The organism is Treponema sp. OMZ 906 (assembly GCF_024181185.1).
In the GTDB taxonomy this organism is placed as follows: Bacteria; Spirochaetota; Spirochaetia; order Treponematales; family Treponemataceae; genus Treponema.
In genome coordinates this window covers 474,973-496,088 of sequence record NZ_CP051196.1, presented here as the reverse complement: position 1 = coordinate 496,088, position 21,116 = coordinate 474,973, and the positions used below count along the sequence as shown (strand labels likewise).

16 protein-coding genes and 1 tRNA gene are annotated in these 21,116 nt (G+C 44.7%); 10 read left to right on the top strand and 7 right to left on the bottom strand.

The features are described 5' to 3' along the window. Positions 1-403 precede the first annotated feature (403 nt). On the bottom strand, positions 404-1,597 hold the full coding sequence (locus E4N69_RS02075) for a DEAD/DEAH box helicase (RefSeq protein ID WP_253824336.1): 1,194 nt from the start codon (positions 1,595-1,597) through the stop codon (positions 404-406). 78 nt (positions 1,598-1,675) lie between these two features. Here E4N69_RS02075 and E4N69_RS02070 point away from each other — a divergent pair, with 78 nt between their 5' ends. The 4 genes from E4N69_RS02070 (at position 1,676) to E4N69_RS02055 (ending at position 5,483) form a co-directional block, all read left to right on the top strand. After that, the gene (locus E4N69_RS02070; protein WP_162662290.1) at positions 1,676-2,803 is read left to right on the top strand and encodes a glycosyltransferase family 4 protein; all 1,128 of its coding nucleotides are present in this window, start codon (positions 1,676-1,678) and stop codon (positions 2,801-2,803) included. Positions 2,804-3,043: 240 nt separating this feature from the next. Further along, positions 3,044-3,937, top strand: coding sequence for a hypothetical protein (locus E4N69_RS02065; RefSeq protein WP_253824335.1), 894 nt, complete (start codon positions 3,044-3,046; stop codon positions 3,935-3,937). Continuing rightward, complete coding sequence (locus E4N69_RS02060) at positions 3,937-4,677, top strand: RluA family pseudouridine synthase (protein WP_253824334.1); 741 nt, start codon at positions 3,937-3,939, stop codon at positions 4,675-4,677. The genes E4N69_RS02065 and E4N69_RS02060 overlap by 1 nt, the downstream gene beginning before the upstream one ends. 41 nt (positions 4,678-4,718) lie before the next feature. Then, positions 4,719-5,483 carry an IclR family transcriptional regulator gene (locus E4N69_RS02055; protein WP_253813098.1) on the top strand — a complete coding sequence of 255 codons (765 nt, stop codon included), beginning with the start codon at positions 4,719-4,721 and terminating at the stop codon, positions 5,481-5,483. 76 nt (positions 5,484-5,559) lie between these two features. Here the strand turns inward: E4N69_RS02055 and E4N69_RS02050 are convergent, their stop codons facing one another. Further along, positions 5,560-6,996 (bottom strand): aldehyde dehydrogenase family protein, encoded by a 1,437-nt coding sequence (locus E4N69_RS02050; protein ID WP_253824333.1) that lies wholly within the window; start codon positions 6,994-6,996, stop codon positions 5,560-5,562. Positions 6,997-7,017: 21 nt separating this feature from the next. Continuing rightward, the gene (locus E4N69_RS02045; protein WP_162662280.1) at positions 7,018-8,187 is read right to left on the bottom strand and encodes an FIST signal transduction protein; all 1,170 of its coding nucleotides are present in this window, start codon (positions 8,185-8,187) and stop codon (positions 7,018-7,020) included. A gap of 468 nt (positions 8,188-8,655) precedes the next feature. Between E4N69_RS02045 and E4N69_RS02040 the strand changes: the two genes are divergently transcribed. Continuing rightward, positions 8,656-8,727 (top strand) — tRNA-Cys (locus E4N69_RS02040). Between the two features lie 22 nt (positions 8,728-8,749). On the opposite strand, the gene E4N69_RS02035 is transcribed toward E4N69_RS02040, so the two are convergent. Next, positions 8,750-9,706, bottom strand: a complete 957-nt coding sequence (locus tag E4N69_RS02035) for a TatD family hydrolase (RefSeq protein WP_253824332.1) — start codon at positions 9,704-9,706, stop codon at positions 8,750-8,752. Positions 9,707-9,853: 147 nt separating this feature from the next. On the opposite strand from E4N69_RS02035, the gene E4N69_RS02030 reads away from it, so the two are divergent. The 3 genes from E4N69_RS02030 to E4N69_RS02020 are packed head-to-tail and all read left to right on the top strand — an operon-like array spanning position 9,854 to position 13,467. Continuing rightward, positions 9,854-10,687 (top strand): viperin family antiviral radical SAM protein, encoded by an 834-nt coding sequence (locus tag E4N69_RS02030; protein ID WP_253824331.1) that lies wholly within the window; start codon positions 9,854-9,856, stop codon positions 10,685-10,687. 26 nt (positions 10,688-10,713) lie between these two features. After that, entirely contained in the window at positions 10,714-13,203 is a 2,490-nt protein-coding gene (locus tag E4N69_RS02025) for a hypothetical protein (protein ID WP_253824330.1), read from the top strand. Between the two features lie 30 nt (positions 13,204-13,233). Next, positions 13,234-13,467: a hypothetical protein gene (locus E4N69_RS02020; protein ID WP_253824329.1), complete on the top strand. Its 234-nt coding sequence runs from the start codon at positions 13,234-13,236 to the stop codon at positions 13,465-13,467. Between the two features lie 231 nt (positions 13,468-13,698). On the opposite strand, the gene clpB is transcribed toward E4N69_RS02020, so the two are convergent. The 3 genes from clpB to E4N69_RS02005 all read right to left on the bottom strand — a co-directional run bounded on the left by clpB (position 13,699) and on the right by E4N69_RS02005 (position 18,133). Beyond that, positions 13,699-16,275, bottom strand: coding sequence for an ATP-dependent chaperone ClpB (gene clpB, locus E4N69_RS02015; protein ID WP_253824328.1), 2,577 nt, complete (start codon positions 16,273-16,275; stop codon positions 13,699-13,701). Positions 16,276-16,339: 64 nt separating this feature from the next. Then, positions 16,340-17,401: an extracellular solute-binding protein gene (locus E4N69_RS02010; RefSeq protein ID WP_162662271.1), complete on the bottom strand. Its 1,062-nt coding sequence runs from the start codon at positions 17,399-17,401 to the stop codon at positions 16,340-16,342. A 216-nt stretch (positions 17,402-17,617) separates the two neighbouring features. Next, positions 17,618-18,133: an HdeD family acid-resistance protein gene (locus E4N69_RS02005; RefSeq protein ID WP_253824327.1), complete on the bottom strand. Its 516-nt coding sequence runs from the start codon at positions 18,131-18,133 to the stop codon at positions 17,618-17,620. Positions 18,134-18,262: 129 nt separating this feature from the next. Between E4N69_RS02005 and E4N69_RS02000 the strand changes: the two genes are divergently transcribed. Both E4N69_RS02000 and E4N69_RS01995 read left to right on the top strand, forming a co-directional pair. Continuing rightward, on the top strand, positions 18,263-19,822 hold the full coding sequence (locus E4N69_RS02000) for a hemolysin family protein (RefSeq protein ID WP_253824326.1): 1,560 nt from the start codon (positions 18,263-18,265) through the stop codon (positions 19,820-19,822). Beyond that, a complete protein-coding gene (locus E4N69_RS01995; RefSeq protein ID WP_253824325.1) occupies positions 19,819-21,081 on the top strand; it encodes a hemolysin family protein in 1,263 nt (420 codons plus the stop codon). The genes E4N69_RS02000 and E4N69_RS01995 overlap by 4 nt, the downstream gene beginning before the upstream one ends. The last annotated feature ends 35 nt before the right edge of the window (positions 21,082-21,116 follow it).

The following is a 21,116-nucleotide window of genomic DNA, read 5'->3' as shown; positions in this document are numbered from 1 at the left end:
AAATAAAGAAAAAACTTGCAAATGTCTCTAACGCCGGTTGCATTAGATATTCCCATGCAGTTTATAATAGTTTAGTATATTTGTTAATTCCGCGCTGTCAACCTTCCTTTTACAAATAAACGGCACATCTATCATTAAAAGTGTACATCCGTGTACACTTTTAATGGCGAGTTTCGCACAAGCGAAACATCGCTGCTGGTTAATACGAGCGGCATCCGTGCCGCTACTGAAAATCCTCAACGTATCAATACGTCCATGGATGTCCGGTGTGATAACCAGTAGCGAGATTTTGGCTATGCACAAATCTCGTCGTTGTACAGTTGTGCACGGACGTACAACTGTGCAACAGGCTATTTTCAAAAGGCTTACGGAAGGCAATATACTGGAATAGCCAATTCCATATCTATGCATTTTCTGCAGCAGACTCGATCTTTCCGTTAGTGAGGATTTTGGGATATACCGTTATGCCTAACTTTTTTTCGATACCTCGCAAAATGCGCAGTTCGTATTCATCCCCAATAACGATATTGATGCCTTTCTTCCCTGCCCTTCCAGTACGCCCCGCACGGTGCACAAAAACATCGGTATCTTTGGAAAGCTGCATCTGCACGATGTAGTCAATATCGGCAATATCGAGTCCGCGGGCGGACAGATCGCTGGTAATTAATATCCTCGTTTTACCCGACCTAAACCGTGCGATAATTTGTTTTCGTTCGGAACCTTCGAGTTTACCATATAACGGCACGGCAGCGATCTTTTTATATTGCAGCTTTTGCGCGAGGGTTTCAACTTCCTGTGCAGGCGCAGTAAAAATAAGGATTTTTTTTCTGTCGTCCAATGTTGTACTGCCCAAGGCATGGATCAGTGCGCGCAAGGTATCGGCTTTGCTCCGGCGATCGCTAAAAAGCGCCCAATGTTCGATGGACTTTTGAAGCACTCCCGTATGAGCAATCGAAACATATTCCGGCGCTGCGGCAGTTGCAGAATGCCGCAAAAAGCTGTTAAGCAGCTCAATATTTCTTCCATTAAATGTTGCCGAACAAGCAAGTACCTGCACATCCTGCGGGAGTGCCACGAGGACGGCTTGCAGCGCGTCTCTACTTTCCCGTGCAAGCTGGCGATCGGCTTCATCAATTACTACAGCCTTTATTTCTTGCAGCTTGAGTTTCTTTAGCCCGATTAAATCGGAAATGCGCGCCGGTGTTCCGATAATTACGGCAGGCTTTTCTTTTAAGCCGTCTATTTGCCGTTTTAACGAACTGCCGCCGACACAGAGCAGTGTCTTAAAACATTTCGTATCAGTTCCTTGCAGTTGAGCCGCCGCTTCTTTAATTTGAGAGGCAAGCTCTACCGTAGGGCTTAAAATAAGAATACGCGGAGCAGTTGACTTTTGCTCATCCTGCATCAGTCTTGTTAAGAGCGGTAATAAAAAAGCAAAGGTTTTACCCGTACCGGTTTCGGATTCAAAAAAAACGCTTTTTCCTTCTAAGGCAAGTGGCATCACTTTTTCTTGAACAGGGGTTGGTTCTGTAATCCCACCGGCAACAAGCGTTTTAACAAAAGGTTGGTACAATGGCAAATCTGAAAACTCAGTCATGTTGCAAGGATAGCATATTGTTACGGTAAATGCTACAATCATCAAAATACTTAAATCGTACAAGCAAAGAGGCTTATTTTGAAAATAGGGATTGATACGTTCGGATGCGATCACGGCAGGTCGGGAATCGGAGCTTACATTCTTTCATTAGTACATAACTTGCCAAAAACCGAACACAGCATTCAGCTTTTCGGACACGAGTTGGATAAATATACCTATACATCGGGCGTTGAAGGTGTCAGGTACACCTGTGTTTCCGTAGGGGATTCCGCCTTCGCGGAACAAACATGGCATCGCCTTTCTTTTAATACCTTTGCCCGTAAGCAGCAATATGACATTGTTTTATTTCCATCGGGAACAAAACTATTGCCCATGCGTTTTGAAGTTCCCGCAGTCCTCGTTATGCAAAATATCCTTACGGATAATGCTCAAGGATACTTAAAAAACATATCGTCATTTGTTTCCAAATTAACGCTTAAGTCTGCCAAAGGAATCATCAGCCCGAGTAACTATATCAAGAATAATCTGCTTAAAAACGGTGTTTCAGAAGATAAAATACAGGTTATTCACAATGGAATTGATACCGATCTGTTTCATCCGCATAACCTGCAAGCACAAGAGGCACTGATGATTAAGCCCTTTGCGATTCGGCGCCCGTATATCATTTACGCATCGCGGATTATTCATCCGGAAAAACGACATATTGAGCTGATTAATGCTTTTTCTATCTTTAAGCAAAAAACGAAGGCTCCACATCGGCTGGTAATTGCCGGTGCGGATGGCGAACAGGCAGAACAGGTGCATCAGGCTGTCCTTCGGTCACCCTTTGCATCGGATATTCTGCTCACCGGATATTTCCCACATGAAAATCTCCCGCTGCTTTATTCTGCTGCCGACCTATGTGTATTCCCTTCTCCCGTCGAAGGGGTTGGTTTGCCGGTAATTGAAGCAATGGCTTGCGGTATTCCGACAGCCTGTGTCCGTGCAGGTGCATTGCCCGAAATCGCAGGCGACTGTACGTGCTATTTTGAACCCGATAAACCGGAAGAGATAGCTACACTCATCGGCGATCTTATCAACGATACTACCGGCGCAAATAAAGAACGGCGTCAGAAATTAATCGATGCCGGAATAAAATGGGTAGAGCAATACAGTTGGAAAAAAACAGCCGAAGAAACGCTTGCTTATTTGGAAACGATTAGATAATGACAGGGTAAACGCATCAGGTAGAGTAGATAAAAACCGCGGAAAAATTGAGACTGTGAGACCATTTGAACCGCGAAGAGGTTCAACTCTGGTCGAATGGTTTCAATTTTTCCACGGGAGTATTAAAAAAAGCGGCCTAATGCGTTTATCCTGAGATAATGAATGGTACCCCTGACATATCCCTATTTTGTAGGCATATACCTTGTAGTTTTTTTGCCGTTATGCGATGATAGCTTTCCAATGATCGATATCTATACTGAAATCCGCAAGCGGTACGGAAATATCCGGCGCGCCCGCGGTTACTATTTATACACGGAAAAGAATGTCCGGCTGCTTGACCTGTGGCTTGACGGCGGAAAAGCAATTTTAGGCAGAAGAACGGGACAGGCAAATCTGGTTTGTAAGCAATTTTTGGATAAGGGACTCACCGGCTTTTTGCCGACCAAGGCCGATGTTCAACTACGGCGTGCGTTGGAAGCCCTGCTGCCGGATTATCCCGTTATCCGCTGGTATGAAACGCAGGGTAAGGCGGAACGGATAGCCGCTTCTGCGATGCCGGCCGGTCAAAACGGTACGAGACAGCCGCTGCCGGTATGGCGGCCGTTTTTAGACCTTGATTCCGCTTCCGATCCGCAAGAGCCGATAGCCGATGGTATCATGTTGGTAACGCCCGCCTATCCGGTACCGTGCGGCATTATCGCTGCCGGCAGCCGGTTTGAAGAATCCTTGCCTCCTTCCGATGTGCTGTTCCCGCCGCTTGCGTACAGCCTTGCGCGGGCATTTTTCGATTTAAAGCGTAAGATGGAAGAACTTCAAATTAAAGAAATTAAAATCGAAGACGGACATCATTCTGAGGCGGCAGGACGCAGCGCAAGGGTAAGCCATACAATAGTAAAGAAACGGCAGGCGGCGCTCAACCGGAAAGCCGAAGCGGAACGCCTCATTCCCGGCGTGTGGACACAAAAAGGTTGGTACCTCTTCCCTCATATCCCCGAAGCCGAATACCCTGCATTTTTTTTGCAGGCGCTTGATGCTCACGTATTAATCTCTCCCGAATACGGTACGCCTTCCATTTTGCCCGATTGCGAAAGCTACGCGGAATTAATCCGATTTTTAAAATTGAGGAATGTTTGATGAAAAAAACGCCCTTTACGCTGATTTATGCCGATGAGGATATGATTGCGGTGAATAAAGCCGCGGGTCTTTTAGTCGCTGCCGACCGTTGGGATAGTGAAGCTCCGCGGCTCGACCTGCTCATTCAAAAACAGCTGCCGCAGATCGCGCCGTTGGGTCAAAAACTCTATGCGGTACACCGGATTGATAAAGACACCTCCGGTATTTTGCTCTATGCCCTCAATGCGGAAGCGCACCGTGCGTTGAATACCGCATTTCAAGAGAGGGAGATAAAAAAAACATACCGGCTGCTGATTCACGGGCGGGTGCAGGAAGAACAATTTACTGTTGACCTTCCGCTGCGCGCCGACGGAGATGCGATGCACCGTACCGTTGTCGATAAACGGCGCGGCAAGGAAGCGATAACGCATTTTACGGTACTGGAAACGTTCCGGCAATTCTCTCTGCTTGAGGCTCGCCCCGTTACCGGCAGAACTCATCAGATTAGGGCGCACCTTGCAGCCGCCGGTTACCCGATTGTCTGCGATTCGCTATACGGCAGCGGTAAGCCGGTACTCCTTTCCGAACTCAAACAGCGATGGCGCGGTGATGTGTATACGGAACAACCGCTTATCCGGCGGCTTGCGCTTCATGCCTATCAGCTTGAAGGAAGGCATCCGCGGACGAGCGAGCCTTTCTCCTTTACCGCTGAATACGCTAAGGATTTTAAGAGTACGGTGCATCAGCTCCAAAAGCTGTAGGAGAGTGTTACAGTTGTTAAAAAATTTAACGGAGGTATGCCATGGCAGATGAGCGCGGTGTTCAGTCTATTGAACGAGCATTTGATATCATCGAAGCGGTAGCGACAAGTAAAAATTCTGCCGTCTTGACGGAAATTGCCGAAAAAACCGGCCTGCATAAAAGTACGGCATATCGCATTATTTCGACACTACTTAAACGAGGGTATTTAAAAAAGAACGAAGACGGTACCTATAAAATCGGATTAAAACTTATCGAAGCGGCAAGCTATTATATCGACAGTTTACAATTACAAACTGAAGTGCGCCCGTATATCGCGCAGATTACGGCAAAGTTTGGGCTTACATCTCATTTGGGAGTTTTGGAAGGTGATAAAGTAGTTTATATCGAAAAAATGGATATATTTTCAAATATCAAATTGTATTCACAAATAGGGCTGCGGATGCCTGCATACTGTTCTTCGCTCGGCAAGTGTCTTTTAGCAAATTTTTCAAATACACAGCTTCGCTCTATTATGGGGCAAACCGAATTTACCCGCTTTACCCACAATACGATCACAACAATTGAAGCGCTACAAAAAGAAATCGATACGGTTAAGCAACAAGGGTGGGCAATCGATAACGAAGAATTTGAAATCGGGCACCGCTGTATTGGAGCACCGGTCTATGATTATCGGGGGGATATAATTGCGGCAATAAGCGCAAGCGGTAACACGAGCATACTTACCGATGCACGCATTCCGGAAATAGCGGAATATTTAAAGCAGACTGCTGCAGAGATTTCTCAAAATATGGGCTATGTGCTGTAGAAACGCCTCATTTTGCTTGCAGGCATAAAAAAAGCGCTCCCGAGTATTTTTTCCCGAAAGCGCCTTTTAAAGCTTGTTATGCTTCAATAATATTTTTTAATACAACTGTTTTTACCTTTGTCATTTCATTGAACGTAGACATAACGCCTTCCGTGCCGATACCGCTGTGCTTCCAACCGCCAAAGGGCATTTCAAACGAGCGATAAAAACTTGCGCCGTTGATAACCGCTTCGCCTGCTTCCATTGCATTTGCAATTTTAAATGCACGTTTTTGGTTGCGTGAAAATACGCAGCTCGACAAACCGAATATGGAGTTATTTGCGATTTCGATTGCTTCCTCGTCGGTGTCGAATCCGATAATCGGTACAACAGGCCCGAATATTTCCATATCTTTTGCAACGTCAGCAGTTTTGGGGACATCTACAATGACGGTCGGTTCGTAAAAAGCACCATTGCGTTTTCCACCCAGTACAATTTTTCCACCCTGTTCGACTGTTTTTTGCACTTGCTTTTCAACCTGTATTGCTGCTTTTTCGCTGATAAGACAGGCAATTTTCGTATCTTCTTCGGCAGGGTCACCGCATTTCAGCTGTTTTATTCTGGCAACGGCCTTTTTCGCAAACTCTTCTTTCAGCGAGTTGTGAATGATAAAACGCTTGCTTGCACAGCATACCTGCCCAGTATTGTACATGCGTCCCCATACGAGTTCTTCGACTGCTAAATCGACATCGCCATCATCCAGCACAATAAATGCATCGTTCCCACCAAGCTCCAAGGCCGTATGCGTAAGATTTGCTGCAGCCTTTATTGCAGAATCGATACCGACTTCCGTGCTTCCCGTCAGCGTAACCAAGCCGACCCGCTTGTCGGAAACGGCATAGCTTTTGACGGATCCGGGAGCCGTAACGCATTGAATGGCGCCGTCAGGTACACCTGCTTGAACAAGCAGCTCGGTCAGCCGCATCAGTGTCAACGGGTTATCCGATGAAGGTAGTACAAGCGCAGAGTTGCCCATCATCAATGCGGGAGCGACTTTTTGATCGAATAGATCACACGGGAAATTGAAGGGGATGATACATACGACAACCCCAATCGGTTCTCTAAGTACCATCTGCATCGTTGTCTGCTGCCCAGCTTCCGTTCCCTGTGGAATAATCGTACCGTAAAAATGCTTTGCCCGTTCAATAAATCCGCTAAAACCGATCGTAACATTTCCGATTTCGGCGCGCGCTTCGGTTATAGGCTTTCCGTTTTCGTTCGATAAAAGCCGAGCCAAATCTTCATGCGCATTTTGTACCAAACTCAGGAATTTATACAGCACTTCGGCGCGTTTAAACACAGGCACTTTTGCCCATTCTTTTTGCCCACGCACTGCAGCCGTAATTGCCAAATCCAAATCTTTTTCGTTGGCACGCGGCACGCTGTCAATTACTTTACCGGTTGCAGGCGCGATTACGTCAAAGGTTTGGCCGCTTGTGCTGTCCGTCTTTTTTCCGTTGATAATCATCTTCATAATAGTATACCTCTTGTTAGCTTACTTTTCGCCGAACGCCGTAAAGGACAGCATAAGACCGCCACACGTATTGCGTCCGTCGTCTTCGTAGCCGTATTCGCCGAATGTAAATTCAACGATAAACGGAATTGCCCCCACTTCTTTTTTAATTGCCGCTGTCAATTCGTTTATTCGGTCGCCGATACCGATCCGTCTGCCGCCGCAGTGAACCAAGTGGAAACCGGCTACCGGTACTTTCATCTTTGCCTTTAAGTCGGCAAGAGCTGTACTTACGGCTTTTATTAAACCATCGGTATCGCTTTCGAGGAGCGCGATCGCTGTTCCGATTGCCAAATTGTTTCCTACCGCGATTGAACCGTCATCGTTGCCGTTCATCGGATGGCGTACCGCAATCAAATCACCTAAGGGATCTTTTACACCAAGGGGGTTTGTGATTGAACGCACCAGCAGATTACCTCCCTCCGTGTCTTTTGCGCTTGCTCCCGTCCACTCGCGGTACTGCTCAATGGCCGGCTTTCCGTTGATTTCCACAAGTGTCCGTTCTTTTGCTACTTTGGTGATGACACCGTATTTACCGGTCTCTTTGTAGCCGCCGGTATATTTGTTTGCGAAACCGGCTTTTGTATAGAAAAAGGCAACAGCCGCACCTTCACCGGTTATCGTTTTGTCTGTAAAAAGTTTCCATTCACCTGCAAGCGTGTTATCGGCCGCACTGCCGCCAAAAAGAGGTACTCTGCCTACGACATCGGAAACACCTTTTAGATAGTATTCTTCTTCGCCCGGAGGAGCGACCATGTACATATATGCAGGCGCTTCCTGTTTACCGGCGGCAGCGAGAGCCTGTTTTGCAAGGTTTCGCCCCGTTTCGCGGGCAGTTCCGCTTTTTGCCATCCCTGCCGTTCCGACCGTCAAATCGGTACCGGACAGCGCCATCATTCCGACATAGCCTTTTTCGCCGGTTACAAAACCGTCCTGCGTAACGACACCGGAAAATGATGTATTTCCGATTAACGGTACACCCGGAAGTTCTTCACCAATCGCTTTTAACAAAGCCTGCTGGTTATACGACACACCGCTGTATACAAACACAAGCTTCGGATCGTGTAGCGCATGCTTTATTTTTTGTGCGCATTCCTTGCCTGCCAGAGCCGCATCTGGAGTATTGCTGCTCGCAGTTTGTACTTTTAACATAAACGCCTCCTATTAAAGATTAAAAAGTTTTTATAAAACCTTATAATTTTATGATAGGAGCAGAATTTTCACCTGTCAATGAAAATAAAAAGAGCTGGTTCTGTATATCAAAAATCGAATTTCACGATACGAAACAATATGTCCCTAAGGAATTTTCGCACATTTTTTCGACAACAGGGCAAATGCATCAGGCAGAGAAGATAAAAAATCGCAGAAAAAATGAAGTTGTGAGACCATTTGAACCATCTTCAACTGTTGTGCATCCGTGTACAACAGTTGAAGGCGAGTTTTGTGCGTGCACAAAACATCGCTTCTGTATGGAACCACTGCCATCCTTGGCAGTTCTGGTCGAATAGCCTCAATTTTTCTGCGGGGTTATTTAAACACAGACTGATGTGTTTGCCCTGAGGAACCTCTGTTGAACCTCTTGCATAAGATATCGGTTTCTGCTATAGTAGCACCATTATCGGCGCCGTGCCCAAGTGGTAAGGGAGAGGTCTGCAAAACCTTCATTCATCAGTTCGATTCTGATCGGCGCCTTTTATTCCCCCCCCCTATTCATTCAATCCGATAATCCAAATGCACAATTAAAATTCCGTACAATCATATCGCTGAATTCTTTTACAGCAACTTTATCTATGCTGATTTCTTCAAGTGCCGCCATGGACGATTCATACTGTTTGATAACGTATGCCCGTTTTACCGCATCGGAGCCGGTTTGTTTTACCGAATCGGTTCTGTTGTACCGCAGGTTTGCACACTGCTTTGTAACGGCAATAATATCGTAGGGATGAGAGTAGGGTTCTGCCTTGAGCCTCATATATGGAGCGTCGGTTTCCGTTAAGAGGCGGGTACTATCGAATGAGGCAGCCATTGCACACACGGATTTCTGTCCGCGGAGCACTGCCTTACCGAGCGAAAAATAGGCGTTGACGCCTTTTTTGAGAAATGCCGACGCCTCTTGAGGACTGCCTCCCCAGCCGTGGAAGATAACCGCCGGCAGTTTTTTTAGTCGAGGTACTGAATCAAAGATGAGCGGCAGCGCTTTCCGGCAATGAATCACTACCGGCAGCTGAAACTCTTGTGCCCACCGTAACTGCATATCCCATACTGTTTGCTGCATCGGCAAGAGTTGTTTATACTCATCATTAAAAAGATCAAAGCCGCATTCTCCAATCGCTTGAATTTCTTTCTTTTCCAAAAGGCGGTATAAAAACTCCGCTTCATCGGTTACGGGATTTTGGGGATGGATGCCGAAGGAGAAGAGTACGTGCTGTTTCTCAGATAGCGGTAAATGAGATACGCTTTGATGTAGGACTGTTCCCGTAGTAGAAGAACCGCCGCGGCTGCACAAATCACGTTCAAAGAGGCGACGGTGCCGTTCATATTCGGTATGGTCATGCGCCGAACAGCAAAGCGATGCCGGATACGCAAACGATGTATTTACAGTTTCGGCATCACCGACAGAGGCGCACGTATCAAAATAATCTGCGGGATGGAGATGGGCATCAATGTACATACATACATTTTTAAACTATATCATAAAGAAATGTAAGCCTTAAAATTGTATTCTTGACAAAAACATCCGGTATCACTATAGTAAAAATACATTTTTGATTTCAAAGACAATGTTAGTAGTGTTATGCAATGTTTTTGGAGGTCAAAGATGCAAACGACTCATTGTCTCACTGTTAATTGGCACTTTACTGCAGTGTGCAATTTTAAGTGCCGGTATTGTTTTATGCACAATAGTCTTTCGTTAACGCGGAAAGATTATATGGTTGTGCTTAAAAAGCTTACAGGATCCTTTCAAAGGATTAACTTTGTCGGCGGAGAGCCGACCGTATCTCCATTACTCATCCCGCTTGTCCGTGATGCTTATCACGCAGGGTTCGACTGCTCAATCGTAACAAACGGTTTTAATCTCATCCATAATGCGCAGCAATTTGAAGCTATCTATCCGCTATTATCGTGCATCGGTATCAGTGTCGATTCTTTAGACAAAAGAACGAATGCTGTAATCGGCAGATGCTGTAAGGGTCATGTTATCACAAGAACTGAGTACGAACAGCTGTGCGCTTCAATTAAATCACACGGTATTCGGTTAAAGATAAATACGGTGGTCAGTAAGTTGAATGTGCATGAGGATTTTACCCACTTTTACGAAGCCGTACAGCCTGACAGAATAAAGCTCTTCCAAGTGTTGAAGCCGAATACACAGCTTAAAAATGATTATGAAGATCTGCTGATTACTAAAGCCGATTTTAATTCCTTTGTACTGCGGCACAAAACCACCGGCTCTTTCGGTGAGAATATCGTTGCAGAGGATAATGAAGCAATGACGAATGCCTACTACATTCTGGACAGCGAGTGCCGGTTTATCGACAACAAAACCGGTAAAAAGAGTCCTTCGCTTGCGGATGAGGGTATGACGGTGGAACAAGCTTTGTCATACATTGAAGTAGATACTGCAAAATATCAAGCACGATATATTGCGTAAAAATATGAAATATGAGGAGAAGTAAAATGAATGATTTATTAAAAGAAATGTCAGCGACTATTATGGAAAACATATATGATTATGGTCAACCGGATGGAAGTGATTATACAGAATATATGAAAATACCTGCTAATACATATTTTGAAAAGATAAAAAAAACTGAAAGTGAGATAACAATATTAGAATATATGCTTAATTGGAGCATGTATGAAGCTTTTAATATCCATAACCTGAGTCAAGAAAAGATAACAGAGCAAGAAGAATTAGCCTCTTTTATTGTGAAAGAGGCTAAGAAAAATAATATAGATATTACCGAAATAAAAGAAAATGCAACCTTACTCAAGTTTATTAAACAAACTTTTAATGTCCTTGATGAAAAGGTTTTATCTTTTATTTCTTATTGTATGTTTGCCTCAAAAAATTGTATTTTGAATGAAAATGCTTATTGGAAACAAATAAATACCGCTATCCTTAAAAAAGTCTATTTAGATAGCTTGAATACTAACAAAGATGAAACATGGGATTTTCCTTCAACATGTTTTATGACTACAGGTGGAACTCCGATTCCTTTGGGTCCCGATTACACTCAAGGTCCAAAATACGGACTAAATGATAAAAGTAAGCTTTATGCAGAATTTTATCTTCCCCAAAGTGATAAATTTGTTGGTATTATCATAGAGACACTTCCACTTTTTTCAGAACTAACAATTCAAGAAGTTTACGATTGGTGTCTTCTTGATTTTATTATTAAGCCGGAAATAAATAAGCAATCTTATCCAAGAATGTATTTTACTGATAAACCTCGTTCTTCAAGGCGTGCAATACATAATCTAATGCAACTAATATTTACTGATTACGCAAAAAATAAGAAAAAAAAGGAAATAGAATTATTTGTAACTGATATTTTTAATGACTTATTTTGGGTGTTTTTAGGCGAAACGCCAAAAACAGAATTAGGTTATTTTGAAGCAAAACCTGCAATTGTTTATTGTCTATATAGGGCAATAAAATATCTAAGTAGAGATAGTTTTAAAAATATCGTTATTACAGTAAGACATAATGCATTACAGGATGAATTTTTATTTTTTCAAAACTTAAAAAAGCAAAAAGCAGCTCATTTCTCATTTACTGAAATGGCAAATAATTATGGAAATCAAAAAATTACAGATGCACGTTACGAACATTTTAAAAACCAATCTGAGGAAGATAGGGTAAATTCAGAAAAAATACAAAAGGAAATTGAAGGCGAAAGATATTCAATTTTTTGTATGATGTTTTATTTTTTTCTTTGGGACTTAGGCAAGCAATTACCAGTATCTCCTTACGTAACAGAAGAAGCATTAACACACTATTTTTTCCAACACGGAGAATTAATGGAGAAATTTTACGAGCCGTTTATAGATGAGTCGTGGAATAGAGAATATGGAGAGAATTCTGATGAAAGAAAAAAGAATAGGAGGATGAATACGACATGGACAGATCCCCAAAAATGGGTGGAATTGTTTAATCTTCTATTAAAAGATTATAAGATAAATAATACTGTTACCAATCAACCCATTAACATTTTTAATTTTGAAAATATTGAATTAAAAACCGAGCTTTTAAAAGTATTATTATCTAATTTTTCACAAATTGAAGAAAAACAAATTGATAAATTACTAAACGTAATGGATTTTGCAGGTGAACTTAAAGAACGCAAAAATCTTTATTGCCAACCTAAAAAAAACATGATGTTCACTTCTGATGATGCTGCTGAAGCAGAAATTATGACACTAAAAAACAATCAAAAAACACTTAAGGAAATTGATTGCGGATTTGAAGTTGATAATTATGTACAGATACCAGTACCTTGTGTATCAGTGGGAGATAGATCATGTATGTTTTTAAGGAAATTTACTTGTAGGTTTTTTAGCGATACAGATAAAAAATATCGTTATGAAAAAAGGAAAAGAAGGAAGAACGCATATGCTATACAGTGTTATGAAAATTATAGAGAAACAAATAAAAACAACTTTTTTTGCCATACACTTTATGCTGCAGAAAGAAATACCGCTCGCCATTATGTTGATATGTATTCTCTTTCAAATATTCTTGATGACACATATCCTTCAAACTTGCTTGAGGCATTTATAGATGCAAAAGATTTTATTTTGAGCTTAAAAGAAGAAAAGAAAAATAGTCAGGCTGAACTATTGATATTAGAATATCAATTGGATTTTTTAACACGTCACCTGTATATGTATGCTGAAAAATGTAATTTGTTAGAAAATCCTCTTAAAGCAATAGGAGATATCTGGAATATCATTTACACAAATGATAAAAATATTAATGGAACAATAAAAAGTAAGTTTTCAGACTCATTGGATTATGCCGCTACATTAGGAACGCAATATCTACGAGAAGTGAAATGGTTTTTTAAGAATTTATATTGTATTGATTTTACTTTTAAAGAGTTTTATTATAGTTCAATCGCTACATATCTTGTATATCTTACGATAAACTTACAGTGCCAATAGCAACTGGTACTGTCTACCGGTATAGATGCCGTGCATATTCAGCTTGCCGTTACCTTCAACGATTTACTCACGGAGTTGGAAGTATACCTTGATGAAAAGACCGATCCCGACGAAAAACCTCTTTTTGTGCTCAACAGCACCGATTACGAGCTATTGGCATCATTCTTTGCCGAACTGAAAGCGCATCAGGTTGAAGATATGTTTGAATGCAAACGGATGCTTGATGAAACACCGTGCAACATTAAAGTGATATGCAGAAAGTAGAATGAGTGAATCGGTAAGGGAAGTTGAAGTAAGCGGAGAGAACCTTTCTAAATCTCTATCGGAAAAAGGCAATATGTGGAGAAGAAAAGACAGGGCAATGGGGATGTCTCGAAAATCGGTTACTTTCGGGACATCCCCGCGAGTTTAAAATTAAGTCTTTACAATAATGGCTTAATTTTAAACATCGTATCTAAATCTAAGGGAGCTGTTAGGTTTTACCTATTAACGATTTTACACCTTGAACGTCAAGCCGCCCTTTCCGGCATCCACCGTAATGTCGGTCTTGCCGACGAAAGCACCTGAAAGCAACTCTTTTGCCAGCTTGTTTTCAAGTTCGGTTTGGATAGCCCGCTTTAAAGGACGCGCACCGTACAAGGGATCGTAGCCGATATCGGCGAGGAAGTCCTTTGCAGCATCCGTTACAGTCAAATGCAGGCGGCGTGCTTCAAGCCGTGCGGAAACAGCCTGCAGCTGGATGTCGACGATCTTGCGGATTTGCTCCTTGCCGAGCCGTCTAAAGGTTAAAAGCTCGTCGATACGGTTTAAAAACTCAGGGCGGAAATGCTGTTTGAGCAGGTCTTTAATCTGCGCAGTCATTGCTTCCGGAGTATCTGCCGATAGAATCAGCTCCGAGCCGAGGTTACTCGTCATAATGATAATCGTGTTGCGGAAGTCTATTACCCTGCCTTGTCCGTCCGTCAGCCGCCCGTCATCCAGTATCTGCAAGAAAACGTTGAACACATCGGGATGCGCTTTTTCGATTTCATCAAAGAGCACCACGCTGTACGGACGGCGGCGGACTGCTTCAGTCAGCTGTCCGCCTTCGTCATAGCCCACGTAGCCGGGCGGCGCTCCGATTAAGCGGCTCACCGAATGCTTTTCCATGTATTCGCTCATGTCGATACGGGTAAGCGCCCGGTCATCGTTAAAGAGGAAGTCTGCAAGGGTGCGCGCCAGTTCGGTTTTACCCACACCGGTAGGCCCGATACAGAGGAAGCTGCCGAGCGGTCGGTTGGGGTCGGAAAGTCCTGCCCTGTTCCGTCTGATGGCATCGGCAACCGCCTGTACTGCCTGATCTTGTCCGACAACCCGCTTCTGCAATACTGATTCCAGATCGAGGTACTTCTGCTGCTCGCTCGCCAGCATCTTTGCAACAGGAATCCCTGTCCACATCGAAACAATCTTAGCAATATCCTCTTCGGAAACCTCTTCGCGGAGAAGCTGTCCGCTGCTGCCTGCTTTTTTTGCAAGCTCTGCGGTAACGGCAGCAATCTTTTTTTCCAGTTCCGGTATGCGTCCGTATTTTAGCTCGGCAGCCTTATTCAAATTGCCGTCGCGCGTAAACTGCGTCTCTTCGCGGCGCAGCTGTTCAAGCTCTTCCTTATACTTCCGCGACTCGTTGATGCGGGTCTTTTCGTTTTGCCACTGCGCCTGCATCACATTCCGTTTTTCGGTTAAGTCGGATAGCTCCTGCTCCAGCTTTTCCAACCGCTCTTTTGAAGCAGCGTCCGTTTCTTTTGAAAGCGACACCTTCTCGATGTTCATCTGGAGGATTTTGCGCTCCACTTGATCAAGCTCAACCGGCTGGCTTTCAATTTCCATTTTGAGCCTACTGGCGGCCTCATCCACGAGGTCGATTGCCTTATCAGGCAAAAAGCGGTTGGTGATATAGCGGTTGGAAAGTACCGCTGCTGCGATGAGCGCCTCATCCTTAATGCGCACACCATGGTGTACCTCGTACTTTTCCTGCAAGCCGCGCAGAATGGCAATGGTGTCCTCTACATTCGGTTCGGGGCAGTATACTTGCTGGAAGCGGCGCTCAAGGGCGCTGTCCTTTTCAATATACTTGCGGTACTCATCCAAGGTAGTAGCGCCGATCGCCCGCAGCTCACCGCGCGCCAATGCAGGCTTTAAGAGGTTGGAAGCATCCATCGCCCCTTCGCTCGCACCGGCGCCGACAAGGGTATGCAGCTCATCAATAAAGAGGATGATGCTGCCCTCGGCTTTTTGCACCTCGGAGATAACCGCTTTGAGGCGCTCCTCAAATTCGCCGCGGAACTTCGCTCCGGCAACCAAGGCACCGAGGTCAAGCGACAAGAGCTTTTTCCCGCGCAGGCTGTCCGGCACGTCTCCGGACACAATCCGGCGGGCAAGCCCCTCGACAATAGCGGTTTTACCGACACCCGGCTCACCGATCAATACGGGGTTGTTTTTAGTGCGGCGCGAAAGTACCTGCATCACCCGCCGGATTTCTTCATCGCGGCCGATAACGGGGTCGATTTTTTCTTCCCGGGCAAGTTCGGTTAAATCGCGGCAGTATTTTTCCAGACTGTTAAACGTCGCTTCGGGATCCTCGCTCGTAACCCGCTGATTTCCCCGCACATCCTTTAAGGCTCTCAACGCCGCATCGTAGGTAATACCGTGCGAGCGGAGCAGTTCGCCTACCTCGTCATCGCTTTTAGTAAGCGCAAGGAGAAGATGCTCCGTGGAAACATACTCGTCCTTCAACGAAGCGGCGAGCTTTTCCGCCTGAGCGCAGAGCTTTGTTAAAACCGGCGACATATAGACCTGTGCAGAGTCTCCGGTTACCCGCGGTTTTTTATCCAAAATAGAATCGAGCGCATCGAGGATTTGATCCGTTGATGCACCGATCTTCTCAATGAGCGGCGGTACAATCCCCTCCTCTTGATCCAAGAGTTTGTATAAGAGGTGAACCGGCTCAATCTGACTGTGATTGTCCTGTTCGGCAAGTGAGGCTGCATCCTGCAACGCCTCACGTGCTTTCACTGTGTATTTGTCTATATTCATATAATAAATTTACGCACAAAATGGAAAAACGGCAATAAAATTTTTTGGAGAACGGCGGCTTATCCTATGGCGTAAAACGGATCCGCTGCCAAAAGCTGTTATACAGTTCTAAGTTTGCACCGAGGTCTTGTTTGAGAATGCAATCTTTAAGATCGTCGAGTGCGTAGTGAGGTCGTTTCTTTTGGTAGTACCCTGCCTCCGTATGGATAGAAGCTGGAAAGCCGAATGTATCTAAGAACTCGGCATAAACGGTAGGTTCAAGCACAAAGTTGATAAAGGCATGTGCAAGTTCCGGATGAGGAGCCCCTTCGGGAATACAGAAGCTGTCGATATACAGGGCTGAATGAACGCCTTGCGGAATAAAAAAATCGACATCCTGTGTTTGATCTTCTTGCAACTCCGCAAAAATCGATTCCGCGTATCCTTGCACTGCCAAAAAGTCTCCCGATGCGAAAGACTTTGCAAAACCGTCCGCATCAAACTTTACGAGATTCGGTTTCCAATCATTTTGGATCAACCGATATGCCTGCTCCAGTTCGCTGGGATCCGTACTGTTCGGCTGGTAACCTAAAAAACCTAGTGCAGCACCGAGCACTTCCCGCATATCATCCATCATTGTCATTCTGTTTTTTAAATCACTCCGCTCAAAGATATTCCAGCTGCGCTCATAATCGGGCACTTCTTTGGTATTTACTGCAATACCAGCGGCTCCCATATAATACGGCACTGAAAATTCCATTTTTGGATCGTAGTCGATTCGAGTGAGGATCTCCGGACGCAGATAGCGAATATTCGGGATTTTTGATACATCGATAGGTTCAAGCATGTTAAGTTTGATCATGATTGAAACATAGTCTGCCGATGGAACTACCAGATCGTAACCTTTTGAACCGGCCATGAGTTTGGCAAACATATCTTCGTTTGAAGCGAAATCATCGTAGACAACTTTGACATTGTATTTTTTTTCAAAAGCTTGGATAACGGAATCGGGGGTGTAGTATGTCCAATTATAGAGGTAAAGGATTGCTTCCCGTGTATCGCGGCAAGCGGTAAAAATGATGAGATAAGGGAGTATTACTACGATGCAGAAAAAAATGGAGACTGTTCTTTTTAAATGACGACTCATAGTTTACCTCACTCGCGGTGGAATTATACCATATATGAAATATATACGGAATATACAAGAAATACCCAATAAATGACAAGCTCGCAAACAGGTGATGGCAAAGGTATTAGGCTTTTTTTGAAAATCTCCACAGAATCGGGCTATCGCATGATAAAAAAACTTATCATCAACTAATGCACAGTATCATGCATCAGTTGATGAGTATCTTCTAATCGTTTACCGTCCTCTAAAGAATAAAACAATACTGATAATACCGTGATAAATAAAGTCGAAGCCGATCATGTACGCGACGAACAGGCTGGTAAAGAGCGGATGCATTAGCATGACGATGCCACAGATAATGCCCAATATGCCGACTAACAGTAAGTAAAAGCCGCCTCTTCTGGTTATGTAGCGAATTTTAAAACTGATGGCAAGCCGCGTAATGCCGCTGAACAATATCCAAAAAGCAAATAGATACGGAATAAAGGTTGCAGCTGTGAACAAAGGACTGGAGAATACGAGAATTGAAAGCAGAATGGTGAGGATACCGTTCAGCAAAACAATCAAGATATGATCTTCTCTGTCTGCAAAATAATGGATAATTTCATACACACCGTTTATAAACATGACCACTGCTAAAAAAAATGAAAGCGACGCCAAGCTGGTAATCGGGCTGACGAACATATAGATACCCGCAATAATAGAAAGGATACCTACTATCAACGCCGTAATGCGGAATTCTTTTCTCATATCTTCCTCCTTTAAGAATGATATTCCTAATAAAAAGGTATATGCCGTATCATATTTTGTCAAGCAGGAAGCACTCTTAATAAGAAAATTGACATTTTTAAAAATTCCTTCTAATATAGTCTATCGAATATGGATACTGGAGAACCCCCGCATACGCTATTACTTCTCGTCAGTTTATTGGCGCTGTTTTTGCTGTCGATGTTTTTTTCATCGGCGGAGACAGCGTTCTTGTCTTTGAATAAGCTCAAGCTGCGTTTTTTGCGCGAACGGAATAACCGTGCAGCGGCACGGGCGGAAAAAATTCTGCAAAACAAACAAAAATTTTTATCGACGATTTTAATAGGAAACAGTATTGTCAACATCGCTATTTCCGTAGTGCTGACTGCTGCTGCGCTGCGGATATTCGGAGATTCCGGACTGGGTATTGCGGTCGCTGCCGGTACGGTACTGCTATTGATCTTCGGCGAAATTTTACCTAAGTCAATTGCGTTGGTGTACCCCGATGCTTTGAGTCTTGCCTTTGCCCACTTCATCCTATTATTGATGGCAATTCTTTCGCCGATTGTTACGCTTTTTTCCGCAGTTACCGGTGTTCTGCTGCGGCTTTGCGGTATCCGTGAAGCACAAAACACAGCAGCCGTTACCGAGGCAGATTTACGCGAGTTTTTTCAGGCACGGGAGGAGGGCGGCTTTATCGGCAGCGATGAACGCACCGTGCTGACGAATATTCTCCGCTACGGCGATTTTTCCGTCCGCAGCGTAATGACGCCGCGGCGTGACATTGCAGCAATTCATATTGGAGCAGCCGCAGCAGAAATCATTGAGCTATCAAAAAAATCTCGATTTTCACGCTTCCCTGTATACAGCACGAATATCGATGATATACAAGGTTTCTTCTATATTAAAGACTTCCTTTTTTCTCCTGAATACTTGGACGAAAGCGACACCTTTCAGGTAAGCACCTATCTGCGTAAACCGCTCTTTGTGTTTGAAACAACGAAGCTCGCTCAAGTGGAAAAAAAATTCCATACCGAGCAGCAGACAATGGCGATTGTACTTGACGAGTACGGCGGCACTGCAGGGCTGATAACCGTTGAGGATGTCAGCGAAGAAATATTCGGCAATATTTTTGATGAGTATGATGTACAGGCAGACGTGGACACTCACACCGCTATGGCGGATGCAAGCATACACGTTGATACGGCAGAAACGACACAGGCCGTACCCGATAACACATCACCAGCTCTATCGACGGTAAGTAAATCAGGACAGGCAGCGGCTATAGCAGCAACCGAAGCCGACGCAACATCGGCAGCAAATGAATTCGGTATAACACCTGCGGAGATCGCATCAAACTCCATGCCGACAAGTGCATCACCAAGCGCACCGGTACGGACAGGAGCTGATGGTATAGGCAGCGATAATACAGGAACCGCTCGTAATGGAGCTGAAGAACAGGAAGCCTTCACCATCGCAGGCATTACCCGGCTTGCCGACTTAAACGAAAAGCTGAACCTCAACCTTGAATCGCAGTACAGCGACACCATCGGCGGCTACATTATGGAGAAGGCCGGAGAAATTCCGGCAGCCGGTTATTCGATCAGTATTGAACCGTATCTTTTTACCGTAACAAAGGTTGAAGCAAACCGCATTGAGCAAGTTGAAGTGCGGATGCAGGTGGAAGAATGAATCTCATTATTATCAGTGTTGAAATAATTATCTTGCTCGCCTGTGCAGCCTTTTTTTCCGGCACCGAAACCGCGGTAACGGCTATTACGCGTCCGGAATATCGCAGTCTTAAAAAAAGTTCCCGCAGGAATGCTCAACGGTTGGCTCGGCTGGTGGAGATGAAGGACAAAATTGTTACAACCGCGCTTATCGGTACCAATTTTGTCAATACGCTCAATTCGGGACTCATCACTGCTTTTACCCTCAATGTGTTCGGTGCGCAGGCCGTCCCTGCAGCAACTGCGGTTATTACCGTGCTGATCATCATCCTTGCCGAAATTTTCCCTAAAGCGCTGGCAGCCGAACGGGCGGAATCAATCGGTAAAAAAGCCTCGCTGCCGTTGTATGTCTGCTACACCGTACTCCGTCCCATTGTGGCGGTATTCTCGCTGCTGACAAAAGTGGTACTCAGGCTGTGTAATGCCCGCTCAAAAACAACGCCGGATACGCTTAAAGAAAAAGATCTCCAACTGCTCGTGCATATCGGGCAAGAAGACGGCGCCCTTGCTGCCGGAGAAGAAGCATTGCTGCGCAAAGCCGTTTTGCTGCAGGACGTAAAACTCCGCAATATTATGACGCCGCGTACGGCGATTACTTACGTTAATTCCGCCGCGACTTTCTCGCAGATTATCGAACAGTTCCGTCGCAGCCGTTTTTCTCGCCTGCCTGTCTACGATCCCAAAACAAAGACCGTTACCGGTATTATCCATTATAAGACACTGCTGTTTGCCGTGCAGGAGCGGAGGAAGCCCGGAATTGCGGCTTTGCAGCGCCCTGCAATTTTTGTACCCGAAAGCGCTTCCATCCTTTCGATTATCAGAGCGATGAATACCAATATGCAAAATATTGCAATCGTCATCGATGAACACGGCGGTGTGGCGGGACTCATTACGATGGATGATATCATTGCCGCAGTGTTCAGTACGGTGCAGGATGAGTATGGCAAGGCGCGGAACGACCCGATGCGTTCGGTCCGCTTTATCAATACGTCGCAGCTTATCCTTCCCGGCGCTCTGCGACTGGAAGATTGCAACGAATTGCTGCACACCGATTTTCACTCCGATTATTATGACACGCTCGGCGGTTTCCTACTTGAAAAATGGGGCTATCTGCCGCATACTAATGAGAGGCTCACTTGCAACCGGATAACCTTTACTGTCACCCATATCAGCAACAGACGGATCGACACCGTCGTCGCCGATCTTTCATCGGTATTGTAAGTGCTGGTTATAAAACACCAGCCCACTAATGCCGA

What these genes read in the sequence shown, in the direction of transcription:
- E4N69_RS02075 (WP_253824336.1), bottom strand. Translation starts at nt 1,597, where the DNA reads ATGACTGAGTTTTCAGATTTGCCATTGTACCAACCTTTTGTTAAAACG.
- E4N69_RS02065 (WP_253824335.1), top strand. Translation starts at nt 3,044, where the DNA reads ATGATCGATATCTATACTGAAATCCGCAAGCGGTACGGAAATATCCGG.
- E4N69_RS02060 (WP_253824334.1), top strand. Translation starts at nt 3,937, where the DNA reads ATGAAAAAAACGCCCTTTACGCTGATTTATGCCGATGAGGATATGATT.
- E4N69_RS02055 (WP_253813098.1), top strand. Translation starts at nt 4,719, where the DNA reads ATGGCAGATGAGCGCGGTGTTCAGTCTATTGAACGAGCATTTGATATC.
- E4N69_RS02050 (WP_253824333.1), bottom strand. Translation starts at nt 6,996, where the DNA reads ATGAAGATGATTATCAACGGAAAAAAGACGGACAGCACAAGCGGCCAA.
- E4N69_RS02045 (WP_162662280.1), bottom strand. Translation starts at nt 8,187, where the DNA reads ATGTTAAAAGTACAAACTGCGAGCAGCAATACTCCAGATGCGGCTCTG.
- E4N69_RS02035 (WP_253824332.1), bottom strand. Translation starts at nt 9,706, where the DNA reads ATGTACATTGATGCCCATCTCCATCCCGCAGATTATTTTGATACGTGC.
- E4N69_RS02030 (WP_253824331.1), top strand. Translation starts at nt 9,854, where the DNA reads ATGCAAACGACTCATTGTCTCACTGTTAATTGGCACTTTACTGCAGTG.
- E4N69_RS02025 (WP_253824330.1), top strand. Translation starts at nt 10,714, where the DNA reads ATGAATGATTTATTAAAAGAAATGTCAGCGACTATTATGGAAAACATA.
- clpB (WP_253824328.1), bottom strand. Translation starts at nt 16,275, where the DNA reads ATGAATATAGACAAATACACAGTGAAAGCACGTGAGGCGTTGCAGGAT.
- E4N69_RS02010 (WP_162662271.1), bottom strand. Translation starts at nt 17,401, where the DNA reads ATGAGTCGTCATTTAAAAAGAACAGTCTCCATTTTTTTCTGCATCGTA.
- E4N69_RS02005 (WP_253824327.1), bottom strand. Translation starts at nt 18,133, where the DNA reads ATGAGAAAAGAATTCCGCATTACGGCGTTGATAGTAGGTATCCTTTCT.
- E4N69_RS02000 (WP_253824326.1), top strand. Translation starts at nt 18,263, where the DNA reads ATGGATACTGGAGAACCCCCGCATACGCTATTACTTCTCGTCAGTTTA.
- E4N69_RS01995 (WP_253824325.1), top strand. Translation starts at nt 19,819, where the DNA reads ATGAATCTCATTATTATCAGTGTTGAAATAATTATCTTGCTCGCCTGT.